The organism is Bradyrhizobium sp. MI1.11 (assembly GCF_055811255.1).
Genome location: NZ_JBVVPM010000058.1, coordinates 23,421 through 48,833 on the forward strand (window position 1 = coordinate 23,421; position 25,413 = coordinate 48,833).

At 65.5% G+C, this 25,413-nt stretch carries 20 protein-coding genes; 9 read left to right on the forward strand and 11 right to left on the reverse strand.

What is annotated here, in order from left to right:
• Nucleotides 1-133: 133 nt before the first annotated feature.
• The 3 genes from tldD to AC0L30_RS35295 are packed head-to-tail and all read left to right on the forward strand — an operon-like array spanning nt 134 to nt 2,955.
• Nucleotides 134-1,561: a metalloprotease TldD gene (gene tldD / locus AC0L30_RS35285; protein WP_219684757.1), complete on the forward strand. Its 1,428-nt coding sequence runs from the start codon at nt 134-136 to the stop codon at nt 1,559-1,561.
• Nucleotides 1,558-2,334, forward strand: coding sequence for a signal peptidase I (gene lepB, locus AC0L30_RS35290; protein WP_007599422.1), 777 nt, complete (start codon nt 1,558-1,560; stop codon nt 2,332-2,334). The genes tldD and lepB overlap by 4 nt, the downstream gene beginning before the upstream one ends.
• Nucleotides 2,335-2,388: 54 nt before the next feature.
• Nucleotides 2,389-2,955 carry a nucleotidyltransferase family protein gene (locus AC0L30_RS35295; protein ID WP_473406274.1) on the forward strand — a complete coding sequence of 189 codons (567 nt, stop codon included), beginning with the start codon at nt 2,389-2,391 and terminating at the stop codon, nt 2,953-2,955.
• Between the two features lie 160 nt (nt 2,956-3,115).
• Here the strand turns inward: AC0L30_RS35295 and AC0L30_RS35300 are convergent, their stop codons facing one another.
• The 3 genes from AC0L30_RS35300 to AC0L30_RS35310 form a co-directional block, all read right to left on the reverse strand.
• Nucleotides 3,116-3,688 (reverse strand): PAN domain-containing protein, encoded by a 573-nt coding sequence (locus AC0L30_RS35300; RefSeq protein ID WP_473406267.1) that lies wholly within the window; start codon nt 3,686-3,688, stop codon nt 3,116-3,118.
• A 112-nt stretch (nt 3,689-3,800) separates the two neighbouring features.
• A complete protein-coding gene (locus AC0L30_RS35305; protein ID WP_007605054.1) occupies nt 3,801-5,171 on the reverse strand; it encodes a glutamate--cysteine ligase in 1,371 nt (456 codons plus the stop codon).
• Between the two features lie 99 nt (nt 5,172-5,270).
• Entirely contained in the window at nt 5,271-5,765 is a 495-nt protein-coding gene (locus tag AC0L30_RS35310; RefSeq protein ID WP_007599417.1) for a MarR family winged helix-turn-helix transcriptional regulator, read from the reverse strand.
• A gap of 126 nt (nt 5,766-5,891) precedes the next feature.
• Between AC0L30_RS35310 and gstA the strand changes: the two genes are divergently transcribed.
• Nucleotides 5,892-6,506 carry a glutathione transferase GstA gene (gene gstA / locus AC0L30_RS35315; protein ID WP_027515262.1) on the forward strand — a complete coding sequence of 205 codons (615 nt, stop codon included), beginning with the start codon at nt 5,892-5,894 and terminating at the stop codon, nt 6,504-6,506.
• A gap of 70 nt (nt 6,507-6,576) precedes the next feature.
• Here gstA and AC0L30_RS35320 read toward each other — a convergent pair whose 3' ends face one another.
• The 4 genes from AC0L30_RS35320 to AC0L30_RS35335 all read right to left on the reverse strand — a co-directional run bounded on the left by AC0L30_RS35320 (nt 6,577) and on the right by AC0L30_RS35335 (nt 12,439).
• The gene (locus tag AC0L30_RS35320; protein ID WP_473406268.1) at nt 6,577-8,790 is read right to left on the reverse strand and encodes an FAD-dependent oxidoreductase; all 2,214 of its coding nucleotides are present in this window, start codon (nt 8,788-8,790) and stop codon (nt 6,577-6,579) included.
• A gap of 156 nt (nt 8,791-8,946) precedes the next feature.
• The gene (locus tag AC0L30_RS35325; RefSeq protein ID WP_354159719.1) at nt 8,947-10,155 is read right to left on the reverse strand and encodes an acetyl-CoA C-acetyltransferase; all 1,209 of its coding nucleotides are present in this window, start codon (nt 10,153-10,155) and stop codon (nt 8,947-8,949) included.
• Between the two features lie 68 nt (nt 10,156-10,223).
• Entirely contained in the window at nt 10,224-12,014 is a 1,791-nt protein-coding gene (locus tag AC0L30_RS35330) for an acyl-CoA dehydrogenase C-terminal domain-containing protein (protein WP_354127137.1), read from the reverse strand.
• A gap of 38 nt (nt 12,015-12,052) precedes the next feature.
• Nucleotides 12,053-12,439, reverse strand: a complete 387-nt coding sequence (locus tag AC0L30_RS35335; RefSeq protein ID WP_473406269.1) for a nuclear transport factor 2-like protein — start codon at nt 12,437-12,439, stop codon at nt 12,053-12,055.
• A 193-nt stretch (nt 12,440-12,632) separates the two neighbouring features.
• Between AC0L30_RS35335 and AC0L30_RS35340 the strand changes: the two genes are divergently transcribed.
• From AC0L30_RS35340 to AC0L30_RS35355, 4 genes are all read left to right on the forward strand, one after another.
• Complete coding sequence (locus tag AC0L30_RS35340; protein WP_018460020.1) at nt 12,633-13,223, forward strand: PadR family transcriptional regulator; 591 nt, start codon at nt 12,633-12,635, stop codon at nt 13,221-13,223.
• 364 nt (nt 13,224-13,587) lie between these two features.
• Entirely contained in the window at nt 13,588-17,022 is a 3,435-nt protein-coding gene (locus AC0L30_RS35345) for a tetratricopeptide repeat protein (protein WP_473406270.1), read from the forward strand.
• Nucleotides 17,023-17,301: 279 nt separating this feature from the next.
• Complete coding sequence (locus AC0L30_RS35350) at nt 17,302-18,219, forward strand: sulfite exporter TauE/SafE family protein (protein WP_275174587.1); 918 nt, start codon at nt 17,302-17,304, stop codon at nt 18,217-18,219.
• Nucleotides 18,216-18,986: a TIGR02186 family protein gene (locus AC0L30_RS35355; RefSeq protein ID WP_354159732.1), complete on the forward strand. Its 771-nt coding sequence runs from the start codon at nt 18,216-18,218 to the stop codon at nt 18,984-18,986. Before AC0L30_RS35350 ends, AC0L30_RS35355 begins: the two co-directional genes overlap by 4 nt.
• Before the next feature lie 144 nt (nt 18,987-19,130).
• Here the strand turns inward: AC0L30_RS35355 and AC0L30_RS35360 are convergent, their stop codons facing one another.
• Both AC0L30_RS35360 and AC0L30_RS35365 read right to left on the reverse strand, forming a co-directional pair.
• Entirely contained in the window at nt 19,131-19,904 is a 774-nt protein-coding gene (locus AC0L30_RS35360) for an MBL fold metallo-hydrolase (protein ID WP_007599397.1), read from the reverse strand.
• 12 nt (nt 19,905-19,916) lie between these two features.
• Nucleotides 19,917-20,828, reverse strand: coding sequence for a DMT family transporter (locus tag AC0L30_RS35365; RefSeq protein ID WP_473406271.1), 912 nt, complete (start codon nt 20,826-20,828; stop codon nt 19,917-19,919).
• Between the two features lie 95 nt (nt 20,829-20,923).
• Here AC0L30_RS35365 and AC0L30_RS35370 point away from each other — a divergent pair, with 95 nt between their 5' ends.
• Complete coding sequence (locus tag AC0L30_RS35370) at nt 20,924-21,787, forward strand: LysR family transcriptional regulator (protein ID WP_473406275.1); 864 nt, start codon at nt 20,924-20,926, stop codon at nt 21,785-21,787.
• Nucleotides 21,788-22,025: 238 nt separating this feature from the next.
• On the opposite strand, the gene pdeM is transcribed toward AC0L30_RS35370, so the two are convergent.
• Together pdeM and AC0L30_RS35380 are read right to left on the reverse strand one after the other, a co-directional pair.
• Complete coding sequence (pdeM, locus tag AC0L30_RS35375) at nt 22,026-22,697, reverse strand: ligase-associated DNA damage response endonuclease PdeM (protein WP_473406272.1); 672 nt, start codon at nt 22,695-22,697, stop codon at nt 22,026-22,028.
• Nucleotides 22,698-22,750: 53 nt separating this feature from the next.
• Nucleotides 22,751-25,327: a ligase-associated DNA damage response DEXH box helicase gene (locus AC0L30_RS35380; RefSeq protein WP_473406273.1), complete on the reverse strand. Its 2,577-nt coding sequence runs from the start codon at nt 25,325-25,327 to the stop codon at nt 22,751-22,753.
• Between the last annotated feature and the right edge of the window lie 86 nt (nt 25,328-25,413).

Below are 25,413 nucleotides of genomic sequence, written 5' to 3' on the forward strand. Positions count from 1 at the left end.
CGATCGGCATCCGCGTCAGGGCCCCTTACTCCCGTGCCAATCCTATCGTTTCCGTAATGTGACGGCCAAGCCCCTCGCGGAACTGCCGGGAAACCATTATCTTGCCTCACATCCCCCGATAATGGACGGACGCATGACCAACCCTGCCACAACCTCCCTGCTCGACCGCGCCAATCTCGACCGCGACCAGGTTCGCAACGAGCTCGCGCGCGGGCTTGCCGGTGCCGACGACGGCGAATTGTTCCTGGAATACAGCCAGACCGAAGCGCTGATGTTCGACAATGGGCGGCTGAAGCAGGCGACCTACGACACCTCGCAGGGTTTTGGCCTGCGCGCCGTCAAGGACGACGCGGTCGGCTACGCGCATTCCTCCGACGTCTCGCTGCCGGCGCTGATTCGCGCCGCGGACGCGGTCGCGGCCGTGCGCGGTGGTTATTCCGGCAACTTCGCCGCGCCTCCAGCACATACCAACGTGCGGCTTTACAGTGACGACAATCCGCTCGATGCCCCCGGCTTCGAGACCAAGGTCAAGCTGCTCGCCGAAATCGACGCCTATCTGCGCGACAAGGATCCGCGGGTGCGGCAGGTCAGCGTCAGCCTGGGCGCGACCTGGCAGGTGGTCGAGATCCTGCGGCCCGACGGCGAGAGCTATCGAGACATCCGCCCGCTCGTGCGCGTCAACGTCTCCGTCGTCGCCGGTCAGGGCGACCGCCAGGAGAGCGGCAGCAAGGGTTATGGCGGTCGCGCCGGCTACGCCGAATTCATCGAAGCTAAGTCCTGGCGCGACGCCGCCGACGGGGCGCTGCGCGAGGCCCTCGTCAATCTGGAATCGATTCCCGCCCCCGCCGGCGAGATGGATGTCGTGCTCGGGGCCGGCTGGCCCGGCGTGATGCTGCATGAGGCGGTCGGTCATGGCCTCGAAGGTGACTTCAACCGCAAGAAGACGTCTGCGTTTGCCGGTCTGATGGGCCAGCAGGTCGCGGCCAAGGGCGTGACCGTGGTCGACGACGGCACCATTGCCTCGCGCCGCGGCTCGCTGTCGATCGACGACGAGGGCACGCCGACCAACCGCACCGTGCTGATCGAGGACGGCGTCCTGGTCGGCTATATGCAGGACCGCCAGAACGCGCGCCTGATGAATATGAAGCCGACCGGCAACGGGCGCCGCCAGGGCTATGCCCATGTGCCGATGCCGCGCATGACCAATACCTACATGCTCGCGGGCGACCGCGATCCGGCCGAGATCCTCGCGTCGGTGAAGAACGGCGTCTTCGCCGCGAATTTCGGCGGCGGTCAGGTCGACATCACCTCGGGCAAATACGTGTTTCAATGCACCGAGGCCTACAAGATCGAGAACGGCAAGATCGGTGCGCCCTTGAAGGGCGCCATGCTGATCGGCAACGGGCCGACCGACCTGCATCGCATCCGCATGATCGGCAACGACCTCGCGCTGGATACCGGCATCGGCACCTGCGGCAAGAACGGTCAGGGCGTGCCGGTCGGCGTCGGCCAGCCGTCGCTGTTGATGGAACGCATTACGGTGGGTGGAACAGGCGGATGAGCGTCGAGAAGATAACTGTCACCACCAAGCGGAAGGGCAGCGGCTGGGCAGGCCAGCTCGTGCAGCTCGCGGGCATCGTCGCGGCGGTGTTCATCGCCAAGGGTGCGCTGGCCGAGCCGTTCTACGTGCCGTCGGGCTCGATGGAGCCGACGCTGTTGATCGGCGACGCCTTGATCGCCTCGAAATTCCCCTACGGCTACGGCACCTCGTCGCTGCCGATCCAGATCAACCTGCCTGAGAGCGGCCGCGTGTTCGCGGAGACGCCGAAGCAGGGCGACGTCGTCGTCTTCCGCTGGCCCGGCGACCGCTCGCAGGCCTGGGTCAAGCGCGTCGTGGGCCTGCCCGGCGACCGCATCCAGCTGCGCCAGGGCCAGCTCTTCGTCAATGACCGCCCCGCCGAGCTGAAGCCGGACGGCGTTGGCGCCGCCGAGGACGACAATGGCGGCAGCGAACCCGCCTATCGCTATGTCGAGACGCTGCCGAATGGCGTCTCGCACCTGATCTTCAAGATGCGCGACAACGGTCCGCTCGACAACACGCAGGAAGTGACGGTGCCGGCGGGCCATCTCTTCGTGCTCGGCGACAACCGCGACAACTCCGCCGACAGCCGCGTGCCCCTGCGCTCCGGCGGCGTCGGCATGTTGCCGATCGACAATCTGGTCGGCCGCGCGGATGCCGTGCTCGGATCCTGGGATCTCGGCATCCGGGGCCAGCCGGTGTGGACCTGGCTGTCCGGATTTCGCATGGCGCGGTTTTTCACCGCCGTGCATTGAAGGCAGGAACGTCCTCACCTCTCTCCTGCATGCGGGAGAGGGAGTGCAATAGTGATGGTCCGCGACGAATTTCTGGCTCTCGCCCTGCGAAATCCGTTGAACGCAGCGATCCTCGATGAAATTCATCGCCTCGCGCTGCCGGATGCGTGGCTCGTCGCGGGCTGCCTGGTGCAGACGGTGTGGAACGTGCTCACGGGCCGCCCGATCGATCACGGCATAGCCGATTACGACGTGTTCTATTTCGATTCCGACACCTCATGGGAGGCGGAAGACGCGGTGATCCGCAAGCTGCACGCACAGCTCGCGCATCTCGGCCCCAAGGTCGAAATCCGCAACCAGGCGCGCGTGCACCTTTGGTATCCCGGCAAGCACGGTCTGCCCTATCCGCCCTTGATGCGCGCGACCGACGGTATCGACCGCTTCCTCACGGAGAATACGCAGGTGGGCATCCGCCCTGCCGGAGGGGATTTCGACGTCTACGCGCCGCACGGGTTCGACGACGTCGCGAAGCTGATTGTGCGACCCAATCGGACGCCGAATTTTTCCGCCGCCAATTACGCGGCGAAGGCGGCACGCTGGAAGACGCTGTGGCCCGAGATCACGGTGATCGCGGCGGAGTGAGATGTCCGCTTTACCCTCCTCGTCATTACGAGGAGCGAAGCGACGAAGCAGTCCAGAGTGCCGCCGCGGAAGCAATTCTGGATTGCTTCGCGGAGCCTGTCATCGGGCCGCGCTTCGCGCGGACCCGGTGGCTCGCAAGGACGGTGGTGAGAGCTGCATGCTATCTCACCACGCCCGACGTGAACCCCGCCTTCCGCCGCGGCGGTTTGATTTCCTTTTTCAGGAAGCAGCGCGCTTCGCGTCCGGTGTAGCCGGGGCGGGCATAGGTGAAGGCGCGGCATTTGTTGTCGGCGGTGCAGGCGGCCTTGCAGGCCTCTTCGCCTTCGCCGTCCTTCATCTCGAAATTGCGCAAATCGCCGCCGGGGCGGTCGATCGAGGTCTCCACGCCTTCGACGCGCGGCTCGATCACGCCGGCGCCCCGCACACCGGAGATGCAGCAGCTTCCCGGCACGCGCGCAGGCACCGTGTTCTTCAGCCAGCACACGGCCGAGCCGCCTTCGACGTCCGGATAGCTGAAGCTCCACGAGCGGCACCGGCGGTCGCGCTCGCACAGCAGCGCGCAATCCTCCGGATCGCCCGACGTGACCGGGGTGCTGAAATAGTCTCCGCCCGGCCGGTCGAACGCCGTCTGGGCGCGCGCAGGCCAGCTCGCAAACACGAGCGAAAGCAGCGCGGCGCAGGCCGCGACGCTTGCCAGGACGCGTGCCATGACGGCCAGGCGGCCCTTCCCCATCGGAACAGCTTTCGAGTTATTGACGACGCTCGGGTTTTTCAGCCGGCCATTTGATCGCCGCAAACCTGTACGGGCGATGAACGGCTCAGCTCCCGACCGCTCGTCTTGTGTCCTAGAACGCGTATTCCGCGTAGGCTGGTTCCACCGAGCCGTTCCAGGGACCCTTGAACTTGTCGAGCATCTCCTCAGCCGGCGTGCGGCCGGAATCGATGATGCGATCGAGCGGCTCCAGATGCCTGGTCTCGTCGCGGCCGAGCTGGTCGATCCGGCCGCGCCGGCGCAAGCCGGCATGTGCCAGAACGAGGCACTCCTTGGCGATCTCGAACAGATAGCGGTCCTTGATCCGCGACTTGAAGCCGAAGCGCGGCACGTCGTCGCGCAGGGCCTGACGCTCATGCGCGCTCCAGTGCTTCACAAGGTCCCAGGCGGCATCCAGCGAGACATCGTCGTAGAGCAGCCCGGCCCAGAACGCTGATAGCGCCGGCAGACGGCCCCACGGGCCACCATCGGAGCCGCGCATCTCGAGATAGCGCTTGAGCCGCACCTCCGGGAAAATCGTCGAAAGATGGTTGGCCCAATCCGACAACGTCGGACGTTCCCCGGGCAGATTGTTGTTGCGGCCATCGAAGAAGGCGCGGAACGAGGAGCCGGAGACGTCGATGTAATCCTCGTCGCGCTTGACGAAATACATGGGCACGTCGAGCGCGTAATCGACATAGCGCTCGAAGCCCATGCCGTCCTCGAATGCCCACGGCATCATGCCGGCGCGCGCATTGTCGGTGTCGCGCCAGATCTCGGACCGGAAGGAGAGAAAGCCGTTCGGCTTGCCCTCGGTAAACGGGGAGTTGGCGAACAAGGCGGTTGCGACCGGCTGGAGCGCGAGCGAAACACGCAGCTTCTTGACCATGTCGGCTTCGGAGGAGAAGTCGAGATTGGTCTGTACCGTGCAGGTCCGGTACATCATGTCGAGGCCGTACTGGCCGACCTTCGGCATGTAATTGGTCATGATCTTGTAGCGGCCCTTGGGCATCACCGGGATGTCGGCGCGCGACCAGGACGGCGTCATGCCGAGCCCGAGGAAGCCGATGCCGAGCGGCGTTGCGATCTCGCGCACCTGCGCCAGATGCGCCATCAGCTCACTCTGGGTCTGGTGCACGTTTTCGACCGGAGCGCCCGAAAGCTCGAACTGCCCACCGGGCTCCAGCGAAATCGCGCCGCCGCCGGTGACGTCGTAGAGGCCGATGATGTTTCCCTTCTCCATGATCGGCTCCCAGCCGAGCAGGAGCTTCATGCCTTCGAGCAGCGCGCCGATACCGCGCGGGCCCTCATAGGGCACCGGGCGGTGGCCTTCGAGCGTGAACGGCGTCTTCTCATGCTCGGTGCCCATGCGGAATTCGGACGGGTCCTTGCAGCCTTCCTCGAACCACTTGACGAGTTCGTCACGCGATTGCAACGGCGTCATATCGATCTGGTCTCGCGCCATATCAGACTCTAATCAAAAGCGCTTCGATCGAACGCGCGTGGGTGACAGGGATGGTCCGCGCAGCCACCGGCTGCACGGACGAGCTGGTTTGCCGCGCGATCATCGCAACGGCGTGGTTTCGTTGACGTGGGCAGGCGGCAGTTTCATCTCGCCGCACGAGCAGCCCAGACGGTCGAGCAGACCGCTGAGCTTCACGGCATCCGCATCGGACAGCTTCGAACCGACATATTTCTCGATCGCGGCCGAATAGGCGCCCCACATCCGCTTCTGCAATTCGCGCCCGGCTTCCGTGATCTCCACGAACTGGCCGCGCTTGTCGATCTTGCATTCGCGCCGCGAGGCGAGGCCTTCGTCGACCAGGCGGTCGATCAGCCGCGATGTCGAATATTGCGGGATCAGCATCTGCCGTTCGAGTTCGACCGGCCGGAGCTCGCCCGAGGGCGCCCGTGACAGTTCGAGCAGCGCGTCATACCATGCCAGCGGTGGGAAGCCGGCCTTCTTCAGGTCCTGCTCGACGCAATTGAGCACACGGCTCTGCACCCGCATCAAGCGGATCCAGGCGGAAGTCGCCTCGGTCGATGGTTTGCGTTTCATGGTCCCGCTCAAGCTCGTCGCCCGTCTCTTACCCTATTCGATGCAGCTGCATCAATCTTGACTATTTCAAGCAGATGCATGTAGTCGTTCTTTCGCCTGAACCAAGCAACAAGAGGAGGAAATTCCATGAAATTGTACTATTCGCCCGGTGCCTGCTCGCTATCCCCCCATATCGCGCTCCTGGAAGCCGGCCTGCCGTATGAACTGGTCAAGGTCGATATCCGGGCCAAGAAGCTCGAAAACGGTGAGGATTATCTGAAGCTGAACCCCAAGGGCCAGGTCCCTGCGCTGGGCCTCGATAGCGGAGAGATCGTGACCGAAGGCCCGGTGATTGTCCAGATGATCGCCGATCAGGCCTCGGCCAAGGCGCTGGCGCCGGCCCACGGCAGCTCCGAGCGCTACAAGCTGCTCGAATGGCTGAACTTCCTCACCTCGGAGGTCCACAAGAGCTTCGGCCCGATGTTCGCGCCGACGCTGAACGACGAGGCCAAGGCCTTCTTCAAGGACCGCGTCATGGGCAAGCTGAAATACATCGATAGTCAGCTCGCCGGCCGCGACTACCTCATGGGTAAGCAGTTCACGGTGGCTGACGGCTATCTCTTCACGATGCTGACCTGGGGCGACCGGATGAAGTTCGACCTCTCGGCGATGCCGAACCTTGCCGCCTACAAGACCCGAGTCGCGGCGCGGCCGCAGGTGCAGGAAGCGATGAAGAAGGAAGGACTGATTCAGGCTGCCTGAGGCGCCCATGCGAAAGGCCGGATCGAGATCCGGCCTTTCGTAATTTTCGTCCCGGCTACGGTTCAGAGAATCACGCCGCCGCCTTGTTCGGAGCGAAGCGGCCGTAGAAGGTTTCTCCCTTCGCGGCCATCTCCTCGAGGAGTTTCGGCGGGGTAAAGCGCGAGCCGTATTTCGCCTCCAGCTTGTGACAGAGCTCGACGAACTTCTTCGTGCCCATGAAGTCGATATAGGACAGCGTGCCGCCGGTGAACGGCGCGAAGCCGAAGCCGAGGATCGAGCCGACATCCGCCTCGCGCGGATCGGTGATGACGTGGTCCTCCACCGTGCGCGCGGCCTCCACCGCCTGCACCACCAGGAAGCGCTGCTTCAGCTCCTCGACGTCGAGCGTATCAGGATCGAGCTGCTTGGGCTGCAGTGCGGACAGGCCCGGCCAGAGGCTCTTCTGACCCTTGCCCTTCTCGGGGTAGTCGTAAAAACCCTTGCTGTTCTTGCGGCCCAGTCGGCCCTGCTTCTCGACCATTTCCACCATCAGCTTCTTCTGATCGGGATTGATGGCGTTGGGGCCGAGGTCGGCTTCCGTCGCCTTCATGATCTTGAGCCCGAGGTCGAGCGCGACCTCGTCCGACAGCGAGAGCGGGCCGACCGGCATGCCGGCCATCTTGGCGCAGTTCTCGATCATCGCGGGCGGCACGCCCTCGAGGAACATCTCGTTGCCTTCGGCGACGTAGCGGCCGACGCAGCGATTGGCGAAGAAGCCGCGGCTGTCGTTGACGACGATCGGGGTCTTGCCGATCTGCCGGACGTAGTCGAGCGCGGTCGCGATCGCGAGATCGCCGGTGTTCTTGCCCTGGATGATCTCGACCAGCATCATCTTCTCGACCGGCGAGAAGAAATGGATGCCGACGAACCTGCCCTGGTCCTTGAAGGATTCCGCCAGCGAGGTGATCGGAAGCGTCGAGGTATTGGACGCGAAGATCACGTCCGGCTTCATATGCTCCTGCGCCTTGGCAAAGGTATCAGCCTTGACCTTGCGGTCTTCGAACACGGCCTCGATGACGAGATCGACATCCTTCAATGCGGAATAGTCCGCGGTCGGCTTGATGCGCGCGAGCAGGGCTTCTGCGTCGCCGGGCTTGGCGCGGCCCTTCTTGATCTGCTCCTCGATCACCTTTTGCGCATGCGCCTTGCCCTTGTCGGCGCTCTCCTGGTCGCGATCGATCAGGACGACGTCGAGGCCGGCACGGGCCGAGACATAGCCGACGCTCGCGCCCATGAAGCCGGCGCCGATCACGGCGATCTTCTTCACCTTGGTCGGCGGCACATCCTTCGGACGGCGTGCGCCCTTGTTGAGCTCCTGCATCGACAGGAACAGGCTGCGGATCATCGCCGCCGCTTCCTTCGAGCGCAGCACCGAGGTGAAGTAGCGCGACTCGACACGGAGCGCGGCGTCGATCGGCAGCTGCAGGCCCTCATAGACGCAGCTCATGATCGCGCGTGCGGCCGGATAATTGTCGTAGGTCTCGCGGCGATAGATCGCGTTGCCGGCCGGGAACATCATCATGCCGGCCTTGGAGAACACCGGGCCGCCCGGCAGCTTGAAGCCCTTCTCGTCCCAGGGCGCGACGGCCTTGCCGCCGCCCTTGATCCAGTCCTTTGCCGTCTTGATGAGGTCGGCGGCGGGAACGACGGCGTGAATCAGATTCAGCGCCTTGGCTTTCTCGACCGTGACCGGATCGCCCTTGAGCAGGATCGTCATCGCGTCCTGCGGCGGCACCAGGCGCGGCACGCGCTGCGTTCCGCCAGCGCCCGGGAACAGGCCGACCTTGACCTCGGGCAGGCCGAGGCGGGTCTTGGGATTGTCGGCCGCCACACGATAGTGACAGCACAGCGTGATCTCGAAACCGCCGCCGAGCGCGAGGCCGTTGATCGCCGCCGCCCACGGCTTGCCGGAGGTTTCGATCGAGCGCAGCACCTGCGAGAAGCGCCGGCTCTGCTCGAACAGCATCTGGTTCGCCGCGGTCTCGCCCTGCTCCTTGAAGACCTTTGCGTAGGCCTGGTTCATGCCTTCGAGCATGGACAGGTCTGCGCCGGCGCAGAACGCCTCCTTGGCAGAGGTGATGACGACGCCCTTCACCGCGGCGTCGGCCGTGGTCGCCTTGACGATCGCGTCAAGCTCGCTGGTCGAGGTCTCGTCGAGCACGTTCATCGAACGGCCCGGGATGTCCCAGGTGACAAGCGCGATGCCGTCGGAATCGGTCTCAACCTTGAAGTTCTTGTAAGCCATGCTGGTTGCTCCTCGGTGCCGCAGCCAGTCTTCGGCGCGGCGGTTGACGGTGATCTCGTAGGGTGGGCAAAGGCGCTCTTGCGCTGTGCCCACCATCATTCGCGAAGACAGCAGTGGTGGGCACGCTTCGCTTTGCCCACCCTACGGCAGCTACCCTTAGACGCGTTCGATGATGGTCGCGGTGCCCATGCCGCCGCCGATGCACAGCGTCACCAGTGCGGTCGCCTTGTTGGTGCGCTCGAGCTCGTCAAGCACGGTCCCGAGGATCATGGCACCGGTCGCGCCCAGTGGATGGCCGAGCGCGATCGCACCGCCATTGACGTTGATCTTGGCGTTGTCGATGTCGAAGGCCTGGATGTAGCGCAGCACGACGGAAGCGAACGCTTCGTTGAGCTCGAACAGGTCGATGTCCGACTTCTTCATGCCGGAGCGCGCAAACAGCTTTTCGGTGACATCGACCGGGCCCGTCAGCATCATCGCGGGTTCGGAGCCGATATTGGCGAATGCGCGGATTCTTGCACGCGGCTTCAGGCCGTATTTGCTGGCCGCTTCCTTGCTGCCGAGCAGGACAGCGCCGGCGCCATCGACGATGCCCGACGAATTGCCGGCGTGGTGCACGTAATTGACGCGTTCGATTTCCGGATGCGACTGCACCGCGACGCCATCGAAGCCGCCCATCTGTGCCATCATCGTGAACGCCGGCTGCAGCTGCGCCAGTGACTGCATCGTCGTCGAAGGACGCATATGCTCGTCCTTGGCGAGGATCGTGAGGCCGTTGATGTCCTTTACCGGGACGACAGACTTGTCGAAGCGGCCTTCATCCCAGGACTTCGCCGCACGCTGCTGGCTCTGCACCGCATAGGCGTCGACATCGTCGCGCGAGAAGCCGTATTTGGTCGCGATCAGATCGGCCGAGATGCCCTGCGGCATGAAATAAGCCGGCACGGCCATCGACGGGTCCATCGGCCAGGCGCCGCCGGACGCACCGATGCCGACGCGGCTCATCGATTCGGCGCCGCCGCCGATCACGAGTTCGTGCTGGCCGCTCATCACCTGGGCTGCGGCAAAATTCACGGCATCGAGGCCGGAGGCGCAGAAGCGGCTGATCTGCACGCCGGGGACCGCCTCGCCGAGGCCCGCCTTCAGCGCGGCAAAGCGCGCGATGTCGGAGCCGGCTTCGCCGACCGGATCGACTACGCCGAGAATGACGTCATCGACGGAATCTTCCGGCAGGTTGTTGCGGTCCTTGAGCGCCTTGAGCGGCACGGTCGCGAGCGCGAGCGCGGTGACTTCGTGCAGCGCGCCGTCCGCCTTGCCGCGGCCGCGCGGGGTGCGGACGTGGTCGTAGATGAATGCCTCAGGCATGACGCCCTCCTGATGTGATGATCTTCTGGTCTTGATCTGGTTTTGGACGGGTCGCAGCGAAAGCAGCTTCAGAACGCTTCCGCCGGCAGTTCCATGATGGTGGCGCAGCCGGCCTGGATGCGCGCGAGATTGGCGGCGGTCTCCGGCAGCATCCGCTCCATGAAGAAGCGGCCGGTGACGAGCTTGGTCGAGAGATAGGGCGTCGTCCCGCTCTCGGCAATCTTGGCCTGCGTCACCTTCGCCATCTTCGCCCACATGTAGCCGAGCGCGACGAAACCGAAGAGATTCAGGTAATCGGTCGCGGCGGCTCCGGCATTGTCGGGCTTCGCCATCGCGTTCTGCATCAGCCACGTCGTGGCCTGCTGGAGATGGCCGAGCGAAGCCGAGAGCGGGGTGATGAAGGGCTTCATCGCCTCGTCGCCGCCGTTCTCCTTGGCGAAGGCCATGACCTCGCCGAAGAACGCCATGATGGCGCGGCCGCCATCGCGCGGCAGCTTGCGGCCGACGAGGTCGAGCGCCTGGATGCCGTTGGCGCCTTCGTAGATCATGGCGATGCGGGCATCGCGCACGAACTGCTCCATGCCCTGCTCGGCGATGTAGCCGTGGCCGCCATACATCTGCTGCGCCTGCACCGCGTTGGCGAAGCCGTAATCGGTGAGAAAGCCTTTCAGGACGGGCGTCATCAGGCCCATGTGATCGTCGGCGGCCTGGCGGTCCTTGGGATCCTCGGAGCGATGGGCGACGTCGCTCTTCAGCGCGGTCCACATCACGAAGGCGCGCGCGGCCTCGTTGAAGGAGCGGATCGACAGCAGCGTGCGACGCACGTCGGGATGGACGATGATCGGATCGGCCGGCTTGTCCGGCGCCTTGGCACCGGTGAGCGAACGGCCCTGGATGCGATCCCGGGCATAGGCGACCGCGTTCTGATAGGCCACTTCCGACTGCGCGAGACCCTGCACGGCGACGCCGAGGCGGGCCTCGTTCATCATCACGAACATGCCCTGCATGCCCTTGTTCTCTTCGCCGATCAGCCAGCCCACGGCGTTGTCGTAATTCATCACGCAGGTGGAATTGCCGTGAATGCCCATCTTGTGCTCGATCGAGCCGCAGACGACGCCGTTGCGCTGCCCCACCGAACCGTCGGCATTGACCATGAATTTCGGCACCACGAACAGCGACACGCCCTTGATGCCGGCGGGCGCGCCCTCGATACGGGCCAGCACGAGGTGGATGATGTTGGGCGCGAGGTCATGCTCGCCGGCCGAAATGAAGATCTTGGTGCCCGTGATCTTGAAGCTGCCGTCGGCCTGCCGCACCGCCTTGGTGCGGAGCATGCCGAGGTCGGTGCCGCAATGCGGCTCGGTCAGGTTCATGGTGCCGGTCCACTCGCCCGCCACCATCTTCGGCACGTAGGTCTGCTTCTGCTCCGGCGTGCCGTGGACGATCAACGCCGCGGTCGCGCCCATGGTGAGGCCGCCATACATCGAGAACGCCATGTTGGCGGAGATCTGGAATTCGTTGACCGCCTGGGAGAGCGTCACCGGCAGACCCTGGCCGCCGAACTCGGTCGGCGCCGACAGGCCGAGCCAGCCGCCCTCGGCGACCTGCTTGAACGCCTCCTTGAAACCCTTTGGCGTAGTGACGCTGCCGTCATCGGCGCGCTTGCAACCTTCGAGATCGCCGACGCGGTTGAGCGGCTGCAGCACCTCTTCGGCGAGCTTGGCGGCTTCGCCGAGAATGGCTTCACGCACGTCGCTCGACGCATCGGAGAAGCCGGCCAGATTGTCGTAGCGGTCGATCTGGAAGACGTCGTTGAGCAGGAAGTTCACGTCTTCGACGGGGGCTTTGTAGATCGGCATGGTGGTCTCCCGGCAGGCCTTGAAGTGATGATGCTGGCTTAGGATTGAGCGGCGGCCAACTGCTCCGCCATCAGGCGATGCAGCATGTTGATGGCCTTGAGCGGCCGCACCATCACCTTGAAATGCGTGATGCGTCCCTCGCCGTCGAAACTGATGATGTCGACGCCGTTGATCTCGATGCCGTCGATGATGGTCTTGAATTCGAGCACGGCGCCGCTCTCACTCTTCCATTCGCCGACATAAATGAAGCCGGGACCGCCAAGCACCTTCTCGGCGCTGGCCAGATATTTGAAGGTGATGTCGCGGCCGCGCTGCGGCGCGTGCACGACGGGGCTTTCGAAGATCGCGTCGGGATGGAGCAGGTCCCAGAGCGCTGCCTGGTCATGCGACTTCATGTAGCCGTACCAGGACTCGAGGCCGGTCATTCAGCTGCCTCCCTAAAGGCTTCGGCAAAAAACGCGAAAACAACCCCATGCACAGTAGCGCGAAGGTTGATTCCATTGGGGTTTTCGGGGCGGTGTTTGCCCTCGTTCTTGGATCACTTCATATGCACATTGACGCATATGCGCCGATGCGCATAAAGTCAAGCCAATTGGTTAAGAACAGGAGGACCGGGTCATGGCTTTGGGCGACGCAATCCTCGCATGCCTGACGGAACGTCCGATGACGGGCTACGAGCTCGCCAAGACATTCGATTCCTCGATCGGCTTCTTCTGGAAGGCCGACCACCAGCAAATCTACCGCGAGCTCTCCAAGCTGCGCGACCGCGGCTACATCCAGGGCCGCGAGGTCGTGCAGACAGGCAAACCCAATAAACTGATCTATACGCTGACTCCGGAGGGCCGAACAGCGCTGCGGCACTGGGCCGCGCGGCCAAGCACGCCCCCCTCCATCAAGGACGACCTCCTGGTGCGGCTGCATGCGCTGGACAGCATCGGCCTCGAGCCCATGCGCACTGACCTGATGGCCCGGCTCGAGCACCACCGCGATCGCCACGAGAACTACGAGCGCATCCTGAAGAAGCGCTTTCCCGAAGGGGCGGCGTCCGGCGTGCTCGACCTCGGTAACCTGCTGCTGCTTCAGCTCGGCGCCCGGCACGAGCAGATGGTGGCCGATTTCTGCGAAGAGGCGCTCGAGGCCCTGTCGGCGATGAGCGCAAGCGGCACCGTGGTGCCGCTGGAGGACGGCAAGCGCGAGGGCAAGGGCTGAGCGAGTCGACCATTCCAGCCCAGTTTGATGTGTCAGCTAATGTCTCCGAACACCTGTCAGTGATCTGTCCGGTCTAAACAGAAGGCGGGCGATCCAGCATTCCAGAGGCTGCGCGGCTGAATCGAGGGGCTGCGGCGTACTGGATGCCCCGCTTTCGCGGAGCATGACAGCGGTGGGTGTCGCACACCGCTGGCCAACTTTAAGACACCGTCAACGGGTTCCTTAACCCGTTATTTACCGTAACAGACAAAAGTCGGTTTTCGAGGCAGACGACCCACGCGAAATTCGATTGTCTTTGCAACGGGCACGCGTGGGGAGGCTGGAGGCGCCGGGTGAGGCGCCGGAGTCGGGACCGGACAGAGTCATGAATTCGCGCGTATCGTGGAGTGTTGACGGCATCGATCCCTCCGTCCGGGAGCGGGCCGAAGCTGCTGCGCGTCGCGCCGGCATGTCACTCAACGATTGGCTGAACTCCACGCTCGGCGAGACCGCCCCGCCGAACTTTCGCGGACTTTACGATCAGCGTCCGCAAGCCCAGCACGTCCCGAGTCAACTGCCGAGCCAAGTCCCGAGTCACGTGCCGAGCCAGGAAAGTCGCGAAGTCGCCGACATCCACCAGCGGCTCGACGCCATCACCCAGCAGATCGAACGGATTTCCAAGCCCGCGCCGCGGCAAGATCCTTCGCGACAAGATACTCCGCGACCAGACGTCTCGCGCGAGCAAGGCGTTGCGCGCCAGCTCAACGACGCGATCTCGCGTCTCGATGCCCGGCTATCGCAAATTTCGAAACCGCAGCAGGCTCCGGCACCGCGGCAGGCACCCGTTGAAACGCGCCAGCGCCAGGCCGATGCGGTCGAGCGTGCGGCAGCGCAGGTCTATCGCAGCTCACCGCCCCTGAGCCCCGCTTCGTTCGACGTCGCGGTCGCCGAGATCACGGCACGGCAGAGCGAGCTCGACGGCTTTACGCCCAGGCAGATGCCGCCGCGCGCAGCACCCTCGATCGCGCCTGCGGCAGCTCCTTACGCGCCCCCCGCACCGCCTGCCTACGCTCCGCCGCCACCGCAGCCGGGGCCGGATTTCTCTGCGCTCGAGCGCCATCTGCTCAAGATCACGAGCCAGATCGAATCGCTCCAGCGCCCCGACAATACCGAGCAGGCGATCAACAGTTTCCGCAGCGAGCTTGCGGAGATCCGCAACGCCATCACCGAGGCGATGCCGCGCCGCGCGATCGAATCGATCGAGAACGAGATCCGCTCGCTGCATCGGCGCATCGACGAGACCCGCTCCAACGGCACCGACGGTCAGGTCCTGTCCGGCATCGAGCACGCGCTGTCCGAGATCAAGCAGGTGCTCCGCACGCTGACGCCGGCCGAGCAGCTCACCGGCTATGACGAGGCGATCCGCAATCTCGGCGCCAAGCTCGATCTGATCCTGCGCGCCAATGACGATCCCTCGACGGTCCGCCAGCTCGAAGGCGCGATCTCGGCGCTGCGCGGCATCGTCTCCAACGTCGCTTCCAACGAAGCGCTGGCCCGGCTCTCGGATGACGTGCAGCTGCTGTCGTCCAAGGTCGACCAGGTCACCCGTGCGTCCGGCCAAGGCGACAGTTTTGCGGTGCTGGAGCAACGCATCGCGGCGCTCACCGCGGCTCTGGAAACGCGCGAGCGCCCTCAGCCATCCGAGAGCAGCGAGCATCTCGAAAGCGCGATCCGCGCCCTGTCCGACCGTTTCGACCGCATGCAGGTCGGCAACGACTCGGCTTCGACCTTTGCTCATCTTGAACAGCGGGTCTCGTATCTTCTGGAGCGGCTCGAGGCCGCCTCCGATCCGCGCAACGGCAATTTCAGCCGCGTCGAGGACGGGCTGCACGACATCCTGCGCCACCTGGAGCGGCAGCAGGCGACCTATTCGGCGCTGGCCGAGAGCCGCAACTCCACGCCGCCTGCCGAGTCCGGCATGGTCGATCTGGTCAAGCGCGAGCTCTCCGACATCCGCTTCAGCCAGGCCGAAACCAACCGGACCACCCAGGATTCGCTGGAGGCCGTCCACAACGCCCTTGGCCACGTGGTCGATCGTCTCTCGATGATCGAGGGCGATCTGCGCAATGTGCGCACCGCGCCGCCCGCCCCAGCGCCGCAGCCGATGCCGATGGCCGCTCCCATGGCGCCCGCGCCGATGGCGCACGAGCCGCGGCCGCAGCAACAGCAGCACCCGAAATACGATCCGAAGCCCGAGCTGCCCAATCCGGCCGCCGCGCAGGCGGCGCAAGCCGCCTTCGCCGCCGCGCCGCGCGAATTCCATGCCGCCGCGCCGGCAGCGCCGCCGCCGATGCCGATGGCACCGCCGGTTCCGCCACGCGCGATCAGCGAAATCCTGGAGCCGCATACGGCGCCCACGCGCGCCGCGCTCGCGCCCGAACTGCCGCCGGATCATCCGCTCGAGCCCGGCACCCGGCCGGGTGCACGCATCGCCACGTCGTCGGAGCGCATTGCTGCGTCCGAAAGCGCAATCAGCGAAATCCCGGCCGCGCCGAAGGAGCCGGTGTCGTCGTCGAGCTTCATCGCCGCCGCGCGCCGTGCAGCCCAAGCCGCCGCCGCGCAGCCGCCCGAGAAGCCGGCCCGTGGCGCCAAGGCCGCAATCGCCCGCGCCAAGGACAAGGGCCAGGAAGGTGGCTCGACCATCACCTCGAAGATCCGCTCGCTGCTGGTCGGCGCGAGCGTGGTCGTGATCGTGCTCGGCACTTTCAAGATGGCGATGAACCTGCTCGATGGCAGCAGCCCGTCGCCGTCGCCGCAGGCGATGGAGAATTCGTCGCCCGCGCCCGCGCCGCAGGCCCCGCCGCCGGTCGAGAACAAGCCCGCCACGCCCGAGCAGGTCACGCCGTCGATGACCTCGCCGACCCCGATCGGAAAACAGTCGCAGAACAATGCCGCGCCGGGGCCCGTGACGAGCCCGAGCGGCACCGCTTCGGTCGAAATCCCGCAAACCGCGGCGCCAATCCCGCCTGCGGCCTCCAGCGAGGTCACCGGCGCGCTGTCGGGCACGAGCCGTGCGAAACTCGCGATGATCCAGGTGCCGCCGAGCGAAAAGCTGCCTGACGGCATCGGTGGCCCCGGCTTGCGCACCGCCGCGATGAAGGGCGATGCGACCGCGGCCTACGAGATCGGCGTGCGCTTTGCCGAGGGCAAGGGCGTGGCCGCGAATTACGACGAAGCCGCCAAATGGTACGACCGCGCGGCACAGGCCGGCGTGGTGCCCGCAACCTTCCGCCTCGGGACACTCTACGAAAAGGGTCTCGGCGTGAAGAAGGACGCCGACATCGCCCGCCGCTACTACACGCAAGCCGCCGAGCGCGGCAACGCCAAGGCGATGCACAACCTCGCGGTGCTCGATGCCGACGGCGGCGGACGCGGCGCCAATTACAAGAGCGCGGCACTGTGGTTCCGGAAGGCCGCCGATCGCGGCGTCGCCGACAGCCAGTTCAACCTCGGCATCCTCTATGCCCGCGGCATCGGGGTGGAGCAGAACCTCGCCGAGTCCTACAAATGGTTCACCCTCGCCGCCGCTCAGGGCGATGCGGACGCAGCAACCAAGCGCGACGACGTCGCCAAGCGGCTCGACCCGCAATCGCTCGCCGCTGCCAAGCTCGCGATCCAGACCTTCAGCGCCGAGCCCCAGCCCGACGACGCCGTCAACGTTGCGGCCCCGAACGGCGGCTGGGACAGCGCCCCGCAGGCCAACGCGAAGCCGGCGCCGAAGCCGGTTGCGAGCAAGAAGTCGGCGTCGGCGGTGCACTGAGGCCCTCTCCCCTCATGGTGAGGAGCGCGCTCTTGCGCGCGTCTCGAACCATGCAGGCCCGCCTCTTGATCCGGGCCTCGCCCTTCGAGACGCCTGCTGCGCAGGCTCCTCAGGGTGAGGAGCTAAAGCGTCGATGCCGCCGACACCCCCATTCACCACGCCCGAAATTCCTGGTCCCGCCCGCTACCGAATTCCGCTATTGAGGGACGCGGCAATCGTTCTGCCCTCCTGCGAGCATTCCGCGCAATCGATCCGTCTCGCCGGAAGCGTGGTCTCTCGATGCAGCTCTATCTCCCGATCGCCGATCTTCCGGTCAACGTCTTCCTCGTGCTAGCGATGGGCGCGGCGGTCGGCTTCGTCTCCGGCATGTTCGGGATCGGCGGCGGCTTCCTGATGACGCCGCTTCTGATCTTCATCGGCATCACACCGGCAGTCGCGGTCGCTTCCGTCGCAAGCCACATCGCCGCCTCGTCCTTTTCCGGCGCCCTCGCTTATTGGCGGCGACGCGCGATCGACCCGGCGCTGGCGAGCGTGCTGTTATGCGGCGGCGTAACCGGGACGGCTCTCGGGGTGTGGACCTTCACGCAGCTGCGCGCGCTCGGCCAGCTCGATCTGATGATCGCACTGTCCTACGTCGTGCTGCTCACCACCGTCGGCAGCCTGATGTTCTCCGAAGGCCTGCGTGCCCTGATGCGGACCCGGCGCGGCGCGGTGCCGCCGCGACGCACGCATAACTGGATCCATGGCCTGCCGCTGAAGATGCGGTTCAAGCGCTCCAAGATCTACCTCTCGGTCATTCCGGTCGTGATCGTCGGCATCCTGATCGGCTTCATCGGCGCCATCATGGGCATCGGCGGCGGCTTCATCCTGGTGCCGATCATGATCTATTTGCTGCGGGTGCCGACCTCGACGGTGATCGGGACGTCGATGGTCCTGACGCTGGTCACGATGCTGTTTGCGACCCTGCTGCACGCGGTCACTAATCACCTGGTCGACGCCGTGCTGGCGCTGATCCTGATGGTCGGCGGCGTCACCGGTGCGCAGTTCGGCGCCCGCGCCGGCCAGAAGATCCGCGGCGAGCAGTTGCGGCTGCTGCTCGGCCTCTTGATCCTCTCGGTCGGTGTTCGCTTCGCGATCGAGCTGGTGATCCGGCCCGAGGATCTCTTCACCATTCGCGAGCTGGGGGTGAACGGATGATGCGCGCAGCTCTCGCAGTCCTGGTTGTCCTGCTGCTCGGCTCCGCCGCACGGGCCGAGCGCCTGATCGTGTCGGTCTCCAACCATCGCGTCACGGTGACTCCGAACTATTCCGGCGAGGAGCTGGTGCTGTTCGGCTCGGTCGAGAAGGACGCCTCCACGCCCGTCGACCGCAAGAGCTACGATCTCGTCGTCACCGTGATGGGCCCGCGCGCCGACATGGTGACGCGGCGCAAGGAGCGTACCTTCGGGATCTGGATCAACACCGACTACCGCCAGTTTCTGGAGGTGCCGAGCTATCTCGCGCTGTTCGCCAACCGCTCCTTCGATGTCATAACCTCGCCCGAGATCGCGCGACGCCAGCAGATCGGGCTCAACAACGTGCTGCTGACCCAACGCGTCAGCGGCGACTATGCCGATGTGGTGCCGAACGACGCGTTCCGCTCCGCCTTCATCCGCCTGCGCACCCAGCGCGGTCTCTACCGCGAGGATCCGAGCGCGGTGACGTTCCTGACACCGACCCTGTTCCGCACCGGCATTCCACTGCCCGCGGAGGTACCGATCGGCACCTATGAGGTGGAGATCAAGCTGTTTGCCGACGGCGCGTTCATCGGCAAGACCGAGACCGCGTTCGAGATCGTCAAGGTCGGCTTCGAGCAGTTCGTCGCGACGACGGCGCGCCAGAACGGGCTGATCTACGGCCTCGTCACCGCCGCGATGGCGCTGATGACGGGCTGGATGGCGTCGATTGTTTTCAGGAAGGATTGAGGGAACTACGCTCTCTCCTCTCGTCGTCGCCCGGCTTGACCGGGCGACCCAGTATTCCAGAGGCCGGCGTTAGGCCGTTCGCTCTCACAACTACCGCCGCGGCGTACTGGATGCCCCGGTCAAGCCGGGGCATGACAGTTGGGCCTACGGCGCCTGCACCACGGTCGGCACCCCCGGCTCCAGCAATCGCAGCCTTGTGCCAAAACCCAGCACATCAAACGTCTTGCGCAGATCCTCGCCGTTCTGGCGGAAATGCGCCCAACCCTCCGTATGAACCGGCACGATCATCGCATCGGGGAAGGCGCGTGCGGTCTCGATGGTGTCGTTGGTGTCCATGGTGAGATGAAACGGCCCGCGCGTTTGCGCGGCGCCGGCGAACGGCATCACCACGCCGCATTTGAAGCGGCGCGCGACCTCGGCGACGCCGTCGAACCAGGTGGTGTCGCCGCTGATATAAACCGAAGTGGTGTCGGTCCGGCTCGACGACACCACGAAACCGATGACGTCGCCCGACAGCGGCTCGATGCCGGCCGGGCCGTGGCGCGCGGGCGTGGCGGTGATCGTCAGCGTATTGCCGTCACCGTCTTTCAGATGCGAGGTCGCCCATGGCGCGAGGCCTTCGACATGGCCGCCCAGGCGCTTGGCGCCGGCCTCGGTCGTCAGCGCGCGCGGCGCTTTAAGCAGATAGTCGCGGCCGGAATTGTCGAGATTGTCGGAATGCTGGTCGTGGCTGAGCAGGACCGCGTCGACCGGGCCGATTGCGTCGGCCTTCAGCGCGGGTCCAATCGTCTTCTCCAGCTTCACATGCGGCAGTTGATAGGCGCCGGGCGCATCGAAGGTCGGGTCAGTGAGCAGGCGGAAGCCATCGATCTCGATCAGCGCAGTGGGACCGCCGATCAGGGTGATGGAAATGGGCATGATGGACTCCTGTTACGAGACGGATTTTGCGGGCCGCGTCACCAGATAGATGCCAAGTGCGACCGGGATGATTCCGAGCAGATCGCGGGCCTCGACATGCTCGCCGAGCACGAGATACGCGAACAGCATGCCGAGCGGCGGCATCAGGAAATGATAGGCACTGGCGGCCGTCGCGCCACACACTTTCAGGAGATGAAACCAGAGCCAGTACGCCATGATCGAGCCGCCGAGCACGAGGAAGGCGAAGGCGCCGATCAAGCCCAGCGTGAGGTCGATGGCATGAATATCGGCGAAGGTCAGCGCCACCGGCGTCAGCACGATGCCGGCGGCGAGATTCTGCACGCCATTGCCGATCCACAACGAGCCCTTTGGCGCGAGCAGCTTGAACAAAATGGTGCCAGCGACGAGGGAGGCAAGCGAGGCCAGCGTGAACACGATGCCGTGCAGCGAGTCGGTGCCGACAGACAGGCGGTGCCAGACGATCAAGGTCACGCCGATGATCCCGAGCAGGAGGCCGCTCGCCTTGCGCCACGTCATGCCTTCGCCGAGCAGAAGCGCGGCGAGGCCCGCCGTGAACACCGGATTGGCGGACACGATCAGGCCGCCGAGGCCGGCGGAGACCGATTGCAGCCCGGTGTAGCCGAGGCCGAGATAGAGCGCGTTGTTGGCAACGCCGAGCGCGGCGAAGATCGCGGCATCGCGCCACGACAGCGACCAGTCGTCGCCGCGGGCCAGCGTGGCACCGAGGATCAGGATGCCGGCGAGCGAAAAGCGCGCGGCGAGCAGGATCAGCGGCGGGCAATGGGTCACGCCGATCTTGCCGGCGACGAAGGCGTAGCTCCAGAGCAGGCAGAACGCGCCGATGGCGAGCGGCAGCGTATTGAAGCGGCTGCGGGGAACCGAAATCGAGGGGGCGAGCGACATGCGAATCTCCTGAGCCCTCGATCTAGGGAGCCGGGTTGTCATTTGGAAATTAAATGATTAACTTCTAGTCAGTGGATTTTCGAATGGAGGCGCCCATGCTCGATCTGGAGCTCCTGCGCAGCTTCGTGTCGGTGGTCGATGCCGGCGGCTTCACCCGCGCCGGCGAGCGCGTCCATCGCACGCAATCGACCGTCAGCCAGCAGATCAAGCGGCTGGAGGAGGATGTCGGACAGGTGCTGCTGCATCGTGACGGCAAGGATTTGCGCCCGACTGAAGCCGGCGAACGGCTGCTGTCCTATGCGCGGCGGCTGTTGTCGCTTGCGGAAGAGGCCCGCGACGTGCTGCGCCAGCCCGACGGCGAAGGCGCGATCCGGCTCGGCATCCCCGAAGACTTTGCGGCGTACCGGCTGGCGAAACTGCTCGGCGCCTTCTCGCGTTCGCATCCGGGCCTGCGGCTCGATGTGCGCGCCGACCAGAGCAAGAACCTGTCGCGCGACCTCGATCGCGGCGAGCTCGATCTCGCATTGTTCAAGCGCGCAGCCGGTGAGAAGGGCGCAATTGCGGTGTGGCCGGAGCAGGTGCACTGGGTCACCAGCAAGAGCCATCCGATCCACGCGGATGTCGCCTCGGTGCCGCTGACCGGCTTTCCGCTCGGCTGCCTCTACCGCGCCGGCGCCATCCACGCGCTGGAAAGTGCGGGCCGCATCTGGCACATGTCCTATACGTCATCGAGCCTCGCCGGCATCCAAGCCGCGGTCGCTGCCGGCATGGGGCTGAGCATCCTGTCGGAGATGGCGATCCAGTCCGACCACCGCGTGCTGACCGCAAAGGACGGCTTTGCGCCAATCAACCGGACCGAAGTCGCGTTGATGGCCGCGCCGGGTGCAAGCCCCGCGACGCTGCGGCTCGCCGATCGGCTGGCAGAGTTCTGCGATGACGTGCAGGCGAAGGCGGCGTGAACCGTTGCGATAGTCGCGATCTGCGGCTGCGAGACCGGTACGTTCCCTCCCCCCTTGTGGGGGAGGGTTAGGGAGAGGGGTACCACACGGGGACTATCTCGATTCGCACACGCGTTTGCGCGACGCCAACGCGCAACTTTTCCTGGGCTACCCCCCTCCCCTGCCCTCCCCCACAAGGGGGGAGGGAGCGCAGTGTGCGCGTGGTGAGAGGGTTCAGCCCGATCGAAGCGATAGCTAGTCAATAACACCGCGACGCGGCAATCGCGTGCACGCGGCGGTCGCCGAGCAAATGCGCGACAAAACCGTTCTTCGGAAAGATCTTTGCAAACGCAACGTCGCGGATGCTGAGGCCGCCGGCATAGGCGCCGAAGGCGGGCATCACGGCGCGCATCCCATCACAGGCGAAACAGCGGCGCTCCATCGAGCGGCCGCGCGCGGAGACGCGGGCCTTGGGATGGAGATGGCCGGCGATCTCGCCGCCCGCGCCGGTCGGCTCGTGGCGGAAGGTGATCGGGCCGATCGCGACTTCGTCGGCGACGGTGCCGCCGAGATCACGCGGCAGCGCCGGATCGTGATTGCCCGAAATCCAGATCCAGTCGCGGCCGGCCTGCAAGGCGGCGACCGCGTCGCGATCCTCCGCCGACAGGCGTCCATGCGCGGTGCGATCATGAAAACTGTCGCCGAGCGCAATGACGATGCGGGGATCATGGCGGGAGATGACAGCAGCGAGCCGGCTGAGCGTCGCGATGGTGTCGTAAGGCGGCAGCAGCACGCCGCGCATGGCGAAGCTGGAACCTTTTTCCAGATGCAGGTCGGAGACGACGAGCAGGCGCTGCTCTTCCCAGAACAGTGCCCCGGAAAGATCGGCCACGAACGTCACGCTGCTGATGCTGACATTCGAAACGCGCATGTCCTCGTTATCTCCTGAAACCAGCGCGCCTGCCGTCACGTCAAAACCTGCTGTTATCCCATCGCCTCTTTGACCAGCTCATCGGCGGCCTCCGCCAGGAGCTCGTCTCCCGCTTCGCCATAGACTGACTCGCGGCCGATTTCCAGCATCACGGGGACGGCGAGCGGGGAGACGTGGTCGAGTTCCCGGTGGGTGATCCGGCCCTGAATGCGCATCAGCATGTCGCTGAGGCGGCGCAGATCGAGCAGGCCGGTGGCGGCATCGGCCCGCGCGGCACGCAACAGCACGTGATCGGCCTGGTGTTTTCGCAAAACGTCGTAGACGAGATCGGTCGAGAACAGCACCTGGCGGCGGCTCTTCTCCTCGCCGGTGTGACGGCGCGCGATCAGGCCGGAGATGATCGCGCAATTGCGAAACGTGCGCTTCATCAGTGCGGATTCGGCAAGCCAAGCTTCGAGATCGTCGCCGAGCATATCAGGGTCGAACAGCGCATCGAGGTCGATCCTGCCGTCCCGGATCATGGAGGACAGGTCGCCGAGCGCCCAGACCGCGATCGCATATTCGTTGGCGACGAAGCCGAGCGGTCGGGCGCGGGCACGCTCCAGCCGGCGCGTCAACAGCATGCCCAGCGTCTGGTGCGCGAGACGGCCTTCGAAGGGATAGCAGACGATGTAGTGCTTGTTGGCGCGGGGAAAACTCTCGACCAGCAGCTCGCGCACTTCAGGCACACGCGAGACGTCCTTTTGCTGCGACAGCCAGTCGCGCACCTGCTCCGGCAAGGCGCCCCACGCGCGCCCGTCATCGAGCAGGCGGCGGACCCGTTCGGCGAGATAGGTCGAGAGTGGGAACTTGCCGCCCATATAGGACGGCACCTTCGGGTCCTTGTCGTTGGCGCGCGAGACATAGACCTGGTCCTCGACCAGGGTCTCGTAGCGCACCACCTCGCCCGAGAACACGAAGGTGTCGCCGGGGCTGAGGCCCTCGATGAAGGCTTCCTCGATCTCGCCGAGCAACTTGCCGCCGCGCGCGATCACGCCCGTCGACCCGCCTGCTTTTCCTTGACCACCGCCGCGCGATCGCACCAGCCGCACCTTCAGCATGTCGTCCTCGACGATGGTGCCGACATTCATCCGGTAGCTCTGCCGCACCTTGGGATTGGCGACGCGCCAGCGCCCCTCCTTGTCCTGCTTGATGCGGGCGAAGCGCTCATAGGTCTTCAGCGCGTAGCCGCCGGAGGCGACGAAATCGACCACGTCGTCGAAATCCTGCCGCGTGAGATCGGCATAGGGCGCGGCGGTGCGCACCTCGTCGTAGAGTTCGTCGGAGAAAAACGGCTCGCCGCAGGCGCAGCCGAGCACGTGCTGGGCCAGCACGTCGAGCGCACCGATCCGCAGCGGCGGCGTGTCCTGCGCATTCTCCGCGATGGCGTCGATCGCGACGCGGCACTCCAGCACCTCGAAGCGGTTCGCGGGCACCAGCACCGCGCGCGAGGCTTCGTCGAGCCGGTGGTTGGCGCGGCCGATGCGCTGCATCAGGCGCGAGGAGCCCTTGGGCGCGCCGATATTGACGACGAGATCGACGTCGCCCCAGTCGACGCCGAGATCGAGCGAGGAGGTGCAGACCACGCCGCGCAGTTTGCCCGCCGACATCGCATCCTCGACCTTGCGGCGCTGGGCGACGTCGAGTGAGCCGTGATGCAGCGCGATGGCAAGGTTGTCGTCATTCATGCTCCAGAGATTCTGGAACAGCATCTCGGCCTGGCTGCGGGTGTTGACGAAAACCAGCGTGGTCTTGTTCGCCTTGATCAGCTCGTAGATCTCGGGAAGCGCATGGCGGGCACTGTGGCCGGCCCAGGGCAGGCGTTCGCGCGTGTCCATCATTTCGACCAGCGGCGGCGCCGCGCCGCCGGCAAGGACGATGTCGGCGGCCGCTTCCTTGCCGCCGGGCTGCGGCACCAGGAAGCGCGCCAGCGATTCCGGCTCGGCCACGGTCGCCGACAGGCCGATCGCGCGCATCTGCGGCGCCAGTCGCCACAGCCGCGCGAGCCCAAGGGAGAGAAGATCGCCGCGCTTGGACGTCACCAGCGCATGCAGCTCGTCGAGCACGATGCGCTTCAGCGAGGAGAACAGGAACGGCGCGTCGTCTGAGGACAGCAGCAGCGCGAGTTGTTCGGGCGTCGTCAGCAAAATGTCAGGCGGATAGCGTCGCTGCCGCTGCCGCCGCGACGTCGGCGTGTCGCCGGTGCGGGTCTCGATCTTGATCGGCAGCGCCATCTCGGCGACGGGACGCTCGAGGTTGCGCGCGATATCGACCGCGAGCGCCTTGAGCGGCGAGATGTAGAGCGTGTGCAGGCCGCCGGTGCGTTGCAGACTGCGGCCGGTGGAGATCACCGATTTTGCCGAAGCTTTGGGCGCAGAACTCAACTCCACCAGCGTCGGCAGAAATCCCGCCAGCGTCTTGCCGGCGCCGGTGGGCGCGATCAGCAGTGCGGACCGGTCCTCGCGCGCCTTCTCCAGTAGCGCCAATTGATGCGCGCGCGGCGACCAGCCGCGGGCTGTGAACCACGCCTGGAAGTGGTCGGGCAGCAGCGCGGCAGGCTCGGCCGGAGATTTGCGGATGCGGGGCGGCACGGCATCACAGGTAAGCCGTGGGGGTGGGTTCGTCGAGGGGGTGGTCCCGTAGGGTGGGCAAAGCGAAGCGTGCCCACCATGTGCAC